Origin of the sequence: Pseudomonas sp. (genome assembly GCF_036404235.1) — a bacterium.
Lineage (GTDB): Bacteria > Pseudomonadota > Gammaproteobacteria > Pseudomonadales > Pseudomonadaceae > Aquipseudomonas.
Genome location: NZ_DASWOT010000131.1, coordinates 34051 through 47022, shown reverse-complemented (window position 1 = coordinate 47022; position 12972 = coordinate 34051). Strand labels below are relative to the sequence as shown.

The window sequence follows — 12972 nt, the reverse complement described above, 5'->3', positions numbered from 1 at the left end:
TCTGTTTGGAGGCGAGAAATACAAGAAGACCAATAACCTCCCGATCAAGGCGGTTGGAGAACCTCTGACCTATCAGCTGTCTGCCCCAGTTTTGAAAAAAGGCCGAGACAGCCTGCGCGACGCGGTTAGCAAGGCAGTAGACGAAATGGTCAAGGACGGCACTGTGGATGCGTACTCCAAGCAGTGGATCGGTCCCGACTACCACATGACTCATGGTATTCAGGCCGCACTGACCGAATTGGCCGAGGAATAAACTATGTGGGAATTATTCCTGCGCTCGTTGCCTTTGCTGGAAAAAGCCATTGTGATGACCCTGGGCCTCGGCCTCGGGGCCTTCATACTGGGCTGTATCCTTGGCATGCTGATCGCTTTGTTACGACTCTCCAGCGTTCGCCTTCTTCGGGCGCTGGCTTTTTCCTACGTATCGCTATTTCGCGGCACTCCGCTGCTGGTGCAGATCCTGCTGATCTACTTTGGCTTGCCACACTACGGCATCGTACTCACGCCAATTCCATCGGCACTACTGGCCCTGACGCTATTCTCTGCCGCGTACTTGAGCGAAATTTTCCGTGCCGGTATCAACTCTGTGGATCCCGGTCAGTGGGAAGCTGCCAAGTCGATGAGCATGGGTTACTGGACCAGCCTGCGACGCATCATTCTGCCCCAGGCGCTGAGGATTGCGACGCCACCACTAGGCAGCCGAATGATCGCGTTGGTTAAAGACACCTCGCTCGCCTCGACCATTACCGTTATGGAGCTGACTCGCGTCGCCGAACAAGTAGGCGCAGCGACTTTCCGCTATATGGAAATGTTCCTGATGGTAGGGGCCATGTATTGGTTGATCAACCAAGTGCTGACTATCTTGCAAACCTGGCTGGAAGGCCGCTGGACGAGGCACATGCGATGACTACCACAAAGGTTCGTGTCAGTGGTTTGAGTAAGGCATTTGGGGACCTGGCTGTTCTCAAACAGGTCAATCTTGAAGTCAAGGCAGGTGAAGTCGTAGTTATCCTTGGCCCTTCCGGATCAGGAAAAACGACCCTGCTACGCTCTCTCAACTTATTGGAACAACCAGACAGCGGTGTGCTGGAAGTCTGTGGTCACAAGGTGGAAATCCCAGCTAACGGCCACCTTGACCGTGCAACTCGCAAGCAAGTCGATTTGCTACGGCAAAAAACTGCGATGGTGTTTCAGTCGTTCAACCTCTTTCCCCACATGACAGCGTTGCAGAACGTTATTGAAGGGCTGATTAGCGTCCGCAAAGTGCCGCGCGCCCAAGCTGTAGAGAGGGGCCAGGAGTTACTGGCCTCGGTCGGGTTATCCGAGAAAGCAGACAGCTACCCGGCAAAACTATCAGGCGGACAAAAACAGCGCGTCGCCATTGCTCGTGGCCTGGCAATGGATCCGGAAGTAATTTTCTTCGACGAGCCGACATCAGCGCTGGACCCGGAACTGAGGGATGAAGTGCTGAACGTCATGCGTGAACTGGCTAACGCTGGCATGACCATGCTGGTGGTAACCCATGAATTGCGCTTTGCCCGTGAAGCGGCTGATCGCGTGGTCTTCATGGAAAACGGTGTCATCGTTAAAGACTGCCCTACCGAGGAGTTTTTTGGCAGTAACAGCGGTGAGAGGATTCAGCAGTTTCTTCGTCGTTATTGATAAATCCAACCAAGTTGTCACCCGTCGGTACCGCATGCCGATTAGGGTGACTGTCGCATTGAGCCGTTTGCACTGTCAGAATTCACGCGACAATCTCCCTAACGTTTTAATCGCCTTTACTCATAATCAACGTTAATCACAAATTTACGCCAATAAAATGTCGATGCGATGAAACCACTGTAAATGACAGCTATCGGCCAGAAGCGGCCTCTCAAAGCGAAAGCTTTCTACGAAAACCAGGGGCGACTCGGCCCACTTTTGTTGATAGCTTTCAGCAGTAGAGTTGTGCTTCATACTCTAAGAGCATCCATCATCTGCTCAAAATTCATCCCTGCTAGCTTGCGAAGGAATTTTTTATCGTTCAGCAAACCAAACCTCCTCTTTTGTCGCTCCTCATAAATTTTTAATGGCTTTGCGCGGGCCTGAACAAAACGCTTCGATTTTTTATAGTCAAAAAATGGTAGGTCTGGAAAGACAGCACCGCCTTTGAAAGCGCCATGGAATTTTAATGTAAATTTGTCAGGCGTATCCACAACAGCGTCAATGGCACAACCAAATCCTGCACGACTTTCAGGTCTTGGCCTGCTCAAGAAAGACTTCAAATATTTTATGTCTGCTGAATACACGCAGTTTTCAGAATTCAAGTACTGCAACGTATTTACCACTTGAACATCTGACTCAGAGACAGCCAAAACTGATCTGGTTTTGTCGAAGGTCCGGGCATACGGGAAGGTCAAACGATAAGCATCCGGATCATATAGCAAAACACAATAACTAGGATCAATCGGAAAAACCACCACCAAACCCTTGGACATGGTTCCAACAATACCAAACTCGGAAAAATCAGACATATGGTGATTCAGAAATACCACTGGAGAATCTGAAAATACGAATGGGATTTCTGTATTATTTTCTAGCAGTATGCAACTCAAATCGCTCATTGACCAAGTAGAGGATAAAGCCAATAACATTTGCCGCCAATGCCATTTCGCCTCATCTGCCGCAAAGCTGGAAATGGAATTTCTTGCATGCCAGGACTTTGCAGCTTCAATATCTTTAACTTTATCCTCAAGGTCCACGAACGCCTCTATTGTACGAAAGGCACTAGAGGTTTCCGCTCGCTTCTTAGAGGTTCTCGCCTCCTGATATGCAATATACTCAATGAGTGAAAGCTTTTGCCTTTTATCTATAGACCCTGTGTTCAGAACGTCTACTATGTGCTTCCTCAGCCTATTCTCAACGATGCAAACTTCATTCTCTATCTCTGCATCCCCATAAAAATATGACTTTGAAGCCTGGTCGGCAACAGAGCTTGAAGGAATAACTTTACCTTTGGAAACAAGCAATACTGAAATAAAAGCCTGCTTGCCATTAAAAAATTTAAAATAGTACTGCGGTACATAATGCTGATTTTTCTTTTTTTCTTTATTTTCCACATTTACATCCAAATAACCATTCGGTTAGAGCAAAACTGCATACCTAGGGGGACTTTGAAAAGTCGGCTTTTACGAAGTGGCAGACTGGAAAGCCCAATGCCTACTGGACTGCATTTTTCGGAGCAGGACTGTTTCGGATTATCCCTTATGCGTTGGTGGCTCGATGCTACTGCAGCTTATCGTGCCACGCTACTCTCACTTGCCGGAGGATCCGCTTTTGGCCGTTCTCTGCCCGTCGCGAGAGGCAGAAAGCGGCCCTCTGTTGCCTGTCGCCACGGCAGCTTTTCGCGGATTCCTGCCTATTCTCTACGGAAGGGATGATCGACAACGTTTGAATTCAGGAGGTGTACCATTCGTATGCGGCTCTGAATTACTTACCGACCGACAATGTGCTGACATCTAAAAAATCCCGAATTCGATTCCACCGAACGCCATAACTAGCTGATTTATTTATAGTTACTAGTTGGGGTACGCCGAATTTTCCAACGAACTCCAGACGCCCGAAAAACCTGGCCTCGCCGAAACATACCGTTCGTCTGGTGTCGGCACCATACGCAACACCGAAGAAGGCTCACCGAAAGGTGGGCCTTTTTTGTTTGTGCGGAGAATAGATTGTGGGAGCAAGCTTGCTCGCGAAGACGTCATCAAACCCACCCCCTCGTTCGATAGTTCCGACTCAGACAGCGGGAAACCAACCTTCGGCTTTAGTTTGGCTTCGGTAGGTCGATTTTATGCAAGCCGACTCATCTACACCACATACGTTCCTGCCTGGGCGCAAACGGTCGTCGAACTGACTGGCGTCGATCAGGTCATGGAGCTAATGGAAAGATCGAGGCGCTGCACGCCCCTTGGAAGGTAATTATAAGAGTCGTGTGACGAATTGAGATCGACCTGCCTCGTCAATCTATTTACCCGTCCGGCGAAGTAACTTGGGCCCGATTGTTCCTAAGGTTATGCGTAACAAATCTTATACCGACGTTAGACGTTCCCATATGCTTGCCCCCGAGAAACATCATCGGTTACTGGAGGCCGCCCGGCAGCAGTCGGTATTGACGCAGGCCTGGTCGATTCCGTGAGTACGAGTCACTTTACTTGGTAAATCACCTACCACTATCCAGCGGTAAACTGGATAGCGGTAGGTGCAGGTACTCCTCAAAAGGACCACGCGCATGGCATTCACCACCCTGATACTGGATGCTCCCGGCCCACCGCTGCTATTTGAGGAAGTCGACCGATTCCTTGAACTGGGCCTGCCCGTCACCCTGAACCTTCACTACTTCACGGATAAGCACACCATCAAGCGCCACTACGGCGAGCGCATTCAATATGCCGAGATCAATTGCCACGACAAGCCCGCCTTCATAGCTGCGGTGACCCAGGCCGGCGGCTACAGCGTGTTAAAGACACGCTTGAACATCCCACTCGACGGCGAACTGATCAGCGCCGCCGCCTCTCTCGCTTTAGCAACACCGTTGCGCGCCATCGCCCAAGCAGGCGTCGGGCTTAACCATATCGACCGGCAAGAGGCCGAGCGCTCTGGCGTGACGATACTCAACACACCAGGCTCCAACGCCATAGCCGTCGCAGAATACGTGGTGGCCCAGACGTTGTTTTTATCCAGGGACCTCAACTACTACAACGCCGAAACCCACAAGGGCAATTGGTCCAAGGGCAGCCTGGCTCCCGGCCAGGAATTCTCCGAACTGACGCTGGGGCTGGTGGGCACGGGCGGTATCGCCCAGGCAGTAGCTCGCAAGGCCAGGGCGCTGGGCATTAAGGTTATCGCCACCGGTTCAGAACGCTTTACGGATCAGGTTGCGCAGGACCTTGGGCTGGAGCGAAGGCAAACCCTCGACCAGTTGCTGGGCGAAGCCGATGTCGTCTCGATCCATACGCCGCTCACGCCGCTCACACGGGGTCTGTTCGGCAGTACGGCGTTCAGCCAGATGCGCCAGGGCTCGATCTTGATCAATACCGCTCGCGGTGGCATCGTCGACGAGAACCAGTTGGCGACCTTTATGACTCGCTTTCCCGAGCATATCAAAGCGGTCGCCATCGATACCTTTGCCCAAGAAAAGGACTGCTTCAACTCGCCGCTGACAAGCATCGCCAACGCGCAACTGACACCGCATATCGCGGGCAACACCGCAACGGCGATCAGGACGGCTTCACGTCAAATCGTCGACAAGATCCACGCATTCAGTACCTCTGCGAAATCACGGTAAGGCACCTAACCCGACAAACTCCTGTAAGTGGAACGTGGAAATCACGTATTGCTCCCGTCAGGCAAAGCGGTTAACAAAAGCTGCCCAAGGCGGTGCGGGCTAAGGAACGAGGAAAAAGAGAATGCCATCCTGTAACAAGCTGGATGGCGGTCGAAACATCACTTCACATGGGCAGACATCCAAACTTATCTAGTCAGCCTTATGACTTACATGCCGCCTACGAATTAAGGTGCATGAGGATGGCCTTCAAATCAGCATATGGATAATGTCCGTTGAGTCGCTGATTGAAGCAAGCTCATGATCGCCGCCGGCAGCTTTCCGCCGAGTAGCGACCTTTCAAACAGCCAATTCCATGGCCCAAGTACCCACAGGCGAGTCTCGAACTACTATTTATACTTTTCGCCCTATCTTCCCAGCACAATCCAGTTGGCTGGACACTCAGCGTTCTCGTAATAACAAATGGCTCCTCATCGAAGACAATTTCGTCTAAAGCCAGGACTAAATGCGGAGTAAATTACCGTGCTTCTGTAACTGCCATGGAGGCATTGATGCCATCTCCAAAACTCCAAATCGGCCTTGTGCTGTTTCCCAATCTGACACAGCTTGATCTCACCGGACCCGCCGAGGTATTCGGCAGACTTCCTGGAGCGCAGGTTCATTTGCTCAGTTCCCACGTTTAACTCACTAAGATGGATTTCATGCATTTATACGTCGTACGGCACGGGGAAACTTGGGCCAATGCCGAACAGCGCTACCTTGGTTCGCTTGATCCGGGGCTTACCGAACCAGGGCGGCGGCAAGCTGTAGCGCTTGGCGAATACGTGCCCAAGAATCTTGATGCACTCGTCGTTTCCCCTCGCATAAGGGCCACAGAAACTGCGAGTATCCTTAACGAAGGGCTGAAGCTCCCGGTCGAGATAATGGCGTGCTTCCGAGAGCGGGATGTCGGGGTTTTCGAGGGATTGACCCGAGCTGACGCAAGAGAGCAATACCCACAGCTTTGGTCGCAAAATATCACTCGTCGCTGGGATGCCGGGCCAACCGGTGGTGAGTCAATCTCCGACGTAGTGACGAGAGTACGGGACGGTTTGGTTGAACTGGAATCGAAATACCCGTCAAAAACTGTTTTGCTCGTCGCGCACGGCTTTGTTGCAAAGGTCATCCGTGCGTTGGCCAAAGGGGATTTTTCAGATTTTTACGACTGGCAGCTCTCAAACGGCAACATGCTGGTCTTGAAGAGTTTCGAGATTCCAACGCTTGATACTGACATTCTGAGAGGCACGCTGCCTCTAGTGTGATGTTGGGTGCCCGCGTAATTTGACTGATAGGTCCATAGTCTCGCCGGTACAGCACTGATTAACCCGATCTGCCAAGAGTCGGCCACCAAGGATGAGCACCAATTAAATATGCCTAGTCCCCATTCCAATACCGATTTCATGCAGCTTGCTCTTGCCCAAGGGCGTTTAGCCTTACCTGAGTGCCTTCCAAATCCGCCAGTAGGTTGCGTGCTGGTAAAGGACAACGTGGTGATCAGCCAAGGCTATACACAGGCACCGGGGTTCCATCACGCGGAAGCGATGGCGTTAAGCCGATTAACGAATGACTGCTCCGGGGTGACTGCTTTTGTCACGCTTGAGCCATGCTCCTTTCATGGTCGAACTCCGTCATGTGCTCAGGCACTGATTAACAGCGGAATCGAGAAGGTTTTTGTTGGGTTGCTTGATCCCGATCCAAGAAACTCTGGAGCGGGCATAAGAATACTGCGAGATGCAGGCATTACAGTCGTTGTCGGCTTATTAGCGGCGGACGCTGCTGAGGACTTAGCTGATTTTTTGGTAAGCAAACCGGATGGATCGTCGGATCACAACGATCAGTAAATCGATGGCATCTCAGCGGTAACCGGTCGGTAAACACACATTGCAAGTTCTGCTTTTCGGCTACACATGGACTCCCTGTTGAGCTTGTCCTCAGCCAGGGGCAAAAGAGACGCGAAGGAATTTTGGACAATATGGCAACGAATCTCGTCGAAGAAGCCGCTTTGCTCCCGGTCGCATGGCGCTCGCGTATTCTCGGTACAACAGGGGGAGCCAATCTTAAAGTAATCCGGATGGATGCGAATGGTATCCCCTATGAAAGCCACAGTGAATTTGATGAAGCCCTTCTACTGATCGACGGACAGATGAGTCTTGAGATCGAGGGTGAGGTAATCAAAATGCGAGCGGGGGATTTCCATATCGTACCCGCTGGGAAGCAGCACAGAGTGCTCAAAGGAAGTTATGGAACGCTCTTCCTGGTAGATGCGCAATGACATTGGCACCATATTTATGAAGGCTGCGTTTGCGTCCGAGCAGCATGCCTTGCATGATTAGTCCGGCTGCCAACTATGCGGCAGCAACTGATCGATTTCACTCGCCCGCTGCGTCGGCAGGCGCGGGAGGACGCCCTCCAAATAAGCAGACGGATCCCGGTAATCCACGATATAAGGAAAACCGTTGATTGGCTTCAGGTCAATGGAATCCCTTCGGGGATATGCACCCTGGCCTGGAAATGTGTCGATGAGTTTTTTGCCGACCACTATGGGGTCATCACGTCCAGCGGCCCCGTCTTGAAAACCGACCACATGGGAGTTTCACGGGAGAGGTCGAATCGCACCTCACCGAACACGACAAGCCCGTGTTTGTTAGGTCAATGTGCCAGTCTCTCGGCGCAGACATGTCGGAGGTATTCCATGTCGGCGATTCGGTGTCGGACATTCCATTGTTTGAGGCGGTGGGGTATTCCATTGCCCTGAACGCAAATCAACAAGCCAAAGACAAGGCGCATACAACGCTCGATAGCGATTCGTTGTTTGAGATTATTGTCCTGATCCTGGCCTCTATGCGACGGCGAATAGTGCTCGCTGAATCAGTGGTGCTGTCGGGACAGGCGTTGCCTGGCAGGGCGAGAGCGTCGATGACATCATCAGGGTAGATTTAGAGATAAGCCTGCTCTCATAGGCCGTATAAAAGGCCATTTATCAGCAAGTTATAGTTCGCTTCGACTCCTGGTGCCGCACCAAGATTTAGCGAGAGAGACTCACCGAAAGGTGGGTCTTTTTTTTTGCGCCAAACAAAACCGTGGGAGCGGACTGCCCGCGAAAGCATTCTCGCCAGCACCACACGCCCGCCGGAAAAAAACCTTCGTTGCGCCACTCAAACAAAACTCAAGATAACCAGCAGCAGATGAACCGAAGATATTTCGACTGACTCAGCGCCCGTAAACCACCTACATGAAATAACCACATCCATGTAGGAAGCTTTAGGCTGCGTGCCGCGTCGCGGCATCCGGAATCACTACTCACAACAAACGAGTACGGTTCTTCTCCACGGTGGATCTCGTCAATCTGCTGGAGCGTGAAAAGTACGACGGCAAGGCAGGCCGAATTGCCCAAGGACTGCTTCGAACAGAGCTAGTGATACTCGATGAGCTTGGGTATTTGCACTTCAGCCAGAGTGGTGGCGCACTGGTCGTTTTGATCTGCACCATAAATGCCCTGCCGCATGCCTGCATGCGGTGGGGCCCGATGGGCCTTCAACCAGAACACTACGGCTAAGCTTATCCACAATTGCTGGGACAAAATCGGCAATCCGCTGTGGTTCAATTTTCAATCGCCAGGGTGGGTCAGTTTTCAATCAGCGCCAACAGCTCACGCCATCTCGGAGGACCGTGCCAGTGCTTGCGTGTCGATATATTCGCGGATGTTTATCACTTTGCCATTCCGAATAGTCATGGCGAAGACAAAATGGTCCTCGAACGTCCTGTTCGTGGCCTTAACTTTCCCCGTGGCGAATCCGACCATCAGAACCCGGTCTCCCTGCGCTACAAATTCAGGGGGCTCCGGGAATGAAGTTTCCATTTCGCAAGCCTTCTGAAGCAAATCCGCCAAGCCCTGGTGCCCGCGGTGCGTGCCGGCCAGCGGCCAGTCCTCGCCCGGAATGATCCACTCGATATCTTCGGCAGACAACGCCAGCAGACCTGGCTTATCGCCGCGGCCCATGGCTGCAAAAAAATTCTTCACAGTCTGGACATTCTCTTGTGTGCTCATCGAAATCTCTCCATTTCCTTTGCCTAGGATCGTGTCCGATCTAATCGGACACGTTGTGGGCCTGCTGGTGAGGACGTGGTGTCGGTGATTCAGCCGATATCGACTTTCATGGCGATGTCCCAGGTGCCGGCGCCGTTTTTAGCCAGGCCGATCATCATCAGACCGAGCCACTCGAGCGTCTGGGCCATCTGCAGGCCGCCAACATCCAACGGACGCAGCCCGAGACTCTCGAGGAAGGTCGAGACGCGCGCTTTGGCGTGCGCATCGTCCGCCGCGATGAACGCGTCGAGGCGTTCATCCTTGGCAAGTACTTGGCCGAAGAGAGTATTGAACGCCTTGACGACATGCGCGCTAGCCGGGGCGCCCTTGGCGATCTCCTGCGCGCCGGAACTGCCGTGCGGGGTAACGAGGCCCGAGAGATCGGGAGCGACCGGGTTGGTGATATCGATGATCACCTTACCGTCGAGCGCTTTGCCAAAGTCGGCCAGTACCGCCACCGCACTGGTGTACGGCACGGCGAGAATGACGATGTCGCCCGCCGGATTGGCGCCGTAAGTCCCCGTGATCGCTCCGGATGCGAGCTTGTCGACAAGCGCCTGCGCCTTGGCGGGATCGCGGCTGACCACTTCGACGGTGTGTCCGGCCTTGGCGATACGGCCGGCGACCGCCGTGGCCATGCCTCCCGAACCGATGATGCTGATAGTGCTCATGTGCAGTCTCCGTTCTGAAATCAGGTATTTTCCATCTTTTCTGGACGGGTTACGCCGTCGCGGCTTGGCCACCCGCCGGGCGCAGTGCGACCCGGCGGTGTGCCGTCACCTCATCAGTCGGCCGGGAAGTAATGACCGCTATCAAGATCGGCGAAGAGTCCGGGCTGGGTCGGTTCCCAGCCAAGAACCCGGCGCGTGATGGCGTTCGATGTCGGGGTGTCCAGCGTGACCAGATTCGCAAGGAACCCGAAGTAGCCAGGCAGCATCAGCACGTCCGCAGGAATAGACACGGCCGGCAAATTCAACCGGCTGGCAATGGCTTCGGCGATCTGGCGGTACGGGATAGCCACGTCGGCGATTGCATGCCAGCTTCTGCCCGCGGCGCCTTTTTCCAGCGCCAGGCGAAACACGGTGGCGAGGTCACGGGCATGCACGGCCCCCCAACGGTTGGCACCGTCTCCGGGGTAGCCGACGACACCCTTTTCCTTAGCCAGCCCGATCAACAGCGGAAGGAAGCCGGCGTTATCGGTGGAGCTGTGCATGATCTCAGGGATCCGCACGATCGAAGACCGTATGCCCTTTTCGGCGAGACCGATCACCGTGGTTTCCACGATGTTCCGAACTCGCAGGGTATTCTTGTACGGATCGCCACCGGGAAGGGGCGGATCCTCCTCGGTGGCCGGCCGGCCCAGGCCCTCCCACCCGGGCGAGCCGACACTTCCAGACACGACCAACGGCTTTCCGCTTTCGGCCAGTGCTTCGCCATAGGCGAGCATGATCTCAAGCTCCGCGGCCGCAACGGCGTTGATCCCGCCGGTTGGAATCAGGTCCTGCCGGTGCGCGAGGTGAATGACGCCGTCGGAGGCTGCAGCCGCCTCCTTGAGCCCGTCGAGATCCTCGAGATTGCCACGACGTACCTTGGCGCCGAGCGCAGCAGCCTGCGCCGCGGCCGTGTCGGACCGAGCCAGGGCAGTGACCTCATGGCCGGCGGCGATAAGATCGGAGATGATGTACGGACCGGAATGGCCGGTGCCGCCGGTAACAAAAACGTGCATATGCGTGCTCCTCGTGGGTGATGGGGTGCGGGAAAAGGTGCTAAGGGGACTGTGCCGGACGGACGCATTTGCGATCCAGCGCCCCGCCGTCAGCTCAAGTCAGTCGGCGCAAAGTAATGGCCGTTGTCTAGGTCCTCGATCAGACCGGGCTGAACGGGGTCCCAGCCAAGAGCCTGGCGGGTGATGGCGTTCGACGCGGGGAGGTCTAGCGTGGCCACTGCCGCCAGGAACCCAAAGTAGCCCGGCAGCATCAGTTCGTCCGCGGGGACGCTCACGGCGGGTATTCCCAGGCGAACGGCTATAGCCTCGGCGATCTCGCGGAACGGGATACCCTCGTCGCCGATCGCGTGCCAGGTTTTGCCTGCGGCCCCCTTCTCGAGCGCCAGGCGGAACAGAGAGGCAAGATCGCGGACATGCACGGCGGGCCACCGGTTCTTGCCGTCTCCCGGATAGCCAGCGAAACCCTTTGTTTTCGCGAGCATGATCAGCTGCAGGCGACCGGTCGCACTGTGTAAGAGAGTGGGAATCCGCACGACCGACGATCTAACACCTCGCTCGGCGAGGCCCACGACGGCGGTTTCCACGATATTGCGTGCCAACAGAGTGCCTGAATCGATCGGGCCGCTAGGTAGAGCGGGATCATCCTCGGTCGCCGGTCGACCCAGACTGACCGGTGCGCCGATAGGCGCCGCTCTGCCCACGTTCATGGGCGTGCCGATACTGCCTGCAACGACCAATGGCTTATCCGTGCCCGCCAGCGCCTCGCCGAACGCGAGGACGGTCGCGAGTTCCGATTCGACTAAGGCGGCGATCCCCCCGGACGGAAGCAGTTCGGCCCTGTATCCGAGGTGGATGACGCCGTCGGACTCGACCGCCGCTGCCTTGAGCCCTTCGAGGTCGGCAAGATCTCCACGACGCACCTTGGCGCCGAGCGCATACGCCGCTGCCGCGGACGCGTCCGACCTTGCCAGAGCGACGACCTCGTGGCCGGCTGCGATGAGGTCGGGGATGACGTACGAACCGACGTGGCCGGTGCCGCCAGTGACGAAAACGAGCATGTTATTGGCCCTTCTGAGCAGTGTGATACGAGACATGCTGGTGCGCGTGCGCTCAGCCAGGAAGGCTGACGCCGATCGCGAAATTGGTGTTTTTGACCGAGTGGGTCATGAGGCCCAGCGACAGCAGGCAGACGTGCTCCAGCGTTCGAGCCATAAGCAGCGGCCCAGTGTCCATCGGGCGCAGTCCGAGGCTTTTGATGAACGCCGAGACGCGTACCTTCGCCTGCGCGCCGTCCCCGGCGATGAACACGTCCAGCGGGTGGCCCTCGACCGGACCGTCGGCCAGGACGTGGGAGAAGTGGGTGTTGAACGCCTTGACGACTTCTGCGTCGGCAGGGGCGGCTTTGGCGATCTCCTGTGCGCCGAAACTGTCCTCAGGGGTCACAAAGCTCGTGAAGTCAGGGGCGACGGGGTTGGTGATGTCAACAAGAAGCTTGCCTGCCAGTGCTTCGCCGTATTGCTTCACCACGTCGAGAACGGCGGAGTAGGGAACCGCCAGGATGACAATATCCCCGGAGGGGGCTGCGCCGAACGTTCCTGTCGTAGCGCCGGCTCCGATCTGCTCGGCCAGCGCCCGCGCCTTGGCGGCGTCACGACTCATCACCTCGACGGTGTGTCCGGCCTTGGCGGCAAGGCCGCCGATCGATGCGGCCATGCCACCTGAGCCGATGATGCTGATAGTGCTCATGTGCAGTTTCCTTACAGATATGGGGTTGATCATTCAAGGACTGCCGGCACGTTC

At 55.1% G+C, this 12972-nt stretch carries 13 protein-coding genes and 3 pseudogenes; 9 read left to right on the top strand and 7 right to left on the bottom strand.

Features of this window, described 5'->3' with window-relative positions:
- From VGC62_RS16950 to VGC62_RS16940, 3 genes and pseudogenes are all read left to right on the top strand, one after another.
- A pseudogene (locus VGC62_RS16950) lies at positions 1-253 on the top strand (transporter substrate-binding domain-containing protein); the annotation flags it as partial.
- A 3-nt stretch (positions 254-256) separates the two neighbouring features.
- Positions 257-907, top strand: coding sequence for an amino acid ABC transporter permease (locus VGC62_RS16945; RefSeq protein WP_032629466.1), 651 nt, complete (start codon positions 257-259; stop codon positions 905-907).
- Positions 904-1662 (top strand): amino acid ABC transporter ATP-binding protein, encoded by a 759-nt coding sequence (locus tag VGC62_RS16940; RefSeq protein WP_331188233.1) that lies wholly within the window; start codon positions 904-906, stop codon positions 1660-1662. Before VGC62_RS16945 ends, VGC62_RS16940 begins: the two co-directional genes overlap by 4 nt.
- 290 nt (positions 1663-1952) lie before the next feature.
- Here the strand turns inward: VGC62_RS16940 and VGC62_RS16935 are convergent, their stop codons facing one another.
- Positions 1953-3098, bottom strand: a complete 1146-nt coding sequence (locus VGC62_RS16935; protein ID WP_331188232.1) for a DUF4238 domain-containing protein — start codon at positions 3096-3098, stop codon at positions 1953-1955.
- Between the two features lie 1169 nt (positions 3099-4267).
- Between VGC62_RS16935 and VGC62_RS16930 the strand changes: the two genes are divergently transcribed.
- From VGC62_RS16930 to VGC62_RS16910, 4 genes are all read left to right on the top strand, one after another.
- Positions 4268-5323, top strand: coding sequence for an NAD(P)-dependent oxidoreductase (locus VGC62_RS16930; protein WP_331188231.1), 1056 nt, complete (start codon positions 4268-4270; stop codon positions 5321-5323).
- 698 nt (positions 5324-6021) lie between these two features.
- A complete protein-coding gene (locus tag VGC62_RS16920; RefSeq protein WP_331188230.1) occupies positions 6022-6621 on the top strand; it encodes a histidine phosphatase family protein in 600 nt (199 codons plus the stop codon).
- Positions 6622-6729: 108 nt separating this feature from the next.
- Positions 6730-7200 carry a bifunctional diaminohydroxyphosphoribosylaminopyrimidine deaminase/5-amino-6-(5-phosphoribosylamino)uracil reductase RibD gene (locus tag VGC62_RS16915; RefSeq protein WP_331188229.1) on the top strand — a complete coding sequence of 157 codons (471 nt, stop codon included), beginning with the start codon at positions 6730-6732 and terminating at the stop codon, positions 7198-7200.
- A 131-nt stretch (positions 7201-7331) separates the two neighbouring features.
- Positions 7332-7631 (top strand): cupin domain-containing protein, encoded by a 300-nt coding sequence (locus tag VGC62_RS16910; protein ID WP_331188228.1) that lies wholly within the window; start codon positions 7332-7334, stop codon positions 7629-7631.
- A gap of 57 nt (positions 7632-7688) precedes the next feature.
- On the opposite strand, the pseudogene VGC62_RS16905 reads toward VGC62_RS16910, so the two are convergent.
- A pseudogene (locus VGC62_RS16905) lies at positions 7689-7787 on the bottom strand (transposase domain-containing protein); the annotation flags it as partial.
- Positions 7788-8035: 248 nt separating this feature from the next.
- On the opposite strand from VGC62_RS16905, the gene VGC62_RS16900 reads away from it, so the two are divergent.
- Together VGC62_RS16900 and VGC62_RS16895 are read left to right on the top strand one after the other, a co-directional pair.
- Positions 8036-8293, top strand: coding sequence for an HAD hydrolase family protein (locus tag VGC62_RS16900; protein ID WP_331188227.1), 258 nt, complete (start codon positions 8036-8038; stop codon positions 8291-8293).
- A 343-nt stretch (positions 8294-8636) separates the two neighbouring features.
- Positions 8637-8831: pseudogene (locus tag VGC62_RS16895) on the top strand (ATP-binding protein); the annotation flags it as partial.
- 177 nt (positions 8832-9008) lie between these two features.
- On the opposite strand, the gene VGC62_RS16890 reads toward VGC62_RS16895, so the two are convergent.
- The 5 genes from VGC62_RS16890 to VGC62_RS16870 all read right to left on the bottom strand — a co-directional run bounded on the left by VGC62_RS16890 (position 9009) and on the right by VGC62_RS16870 (position 12918).
- Positions 9009-9407 (bottom strand): nuclear transport factor 2 family protein, encoded by a 399-nt coding sequence (locus tag VGC62_RS16890; RefSeq protein ID WP_331188226.1) that lies wholly within the window; start codon positions 9405-9407, stop codon positions 9009-9011.
- Between the two features lie 89 nt (positions 9408-9496).
- Positions 9497-10117 carry an NADPH-dependent F420 reductase gene (locus VGC62_RS16885; RefSeq protein ID WP_331188225.1) on the bottom strand — a complete coding sequence of 207 codons (621 nt, stop codon included), beginning with the start codon at positions 10115-10117 and terminating at the stop codon, positions 9497-9499.
- Between the two features lie 113 nt (positions 10118-10230).
- On the bottom strand, positions 10231-11172 hold the full coding sequence (locus VGC62_RS16880; protein ID WP_331188224.1) for an SDR family oxidoreductase: 942 nt from the start codon (positions 11170-11172) through the stop codon (positions 10231-10233).
- 89 nt (positions 11173-11261) lie between these two features.
- Positions 11262-12230, bottom strand: a complete 969-nt coding sequence (locus VGC62_RS16875) for an SDR family oxidoreductase (RefSeq protein WP_331188223.1) — start codon at positions 12228-12230, stop codon at positions 11262-11264.
- A gap of 52 nt (positions 12231-12282) precedes the next feature.
- Positions 12283-12918, bottom strand: coding sequence for an NADPH-dependent F420 reductase (locus VGC62_RS16870; RefSeq protein WP_331188222.1), 636 nt, complete (start codon positions 12916-12918; stop codon positions 12283-12285).
- Between the last annotated feature and the right edge of the window lie 54 nt (positions 12919-12972).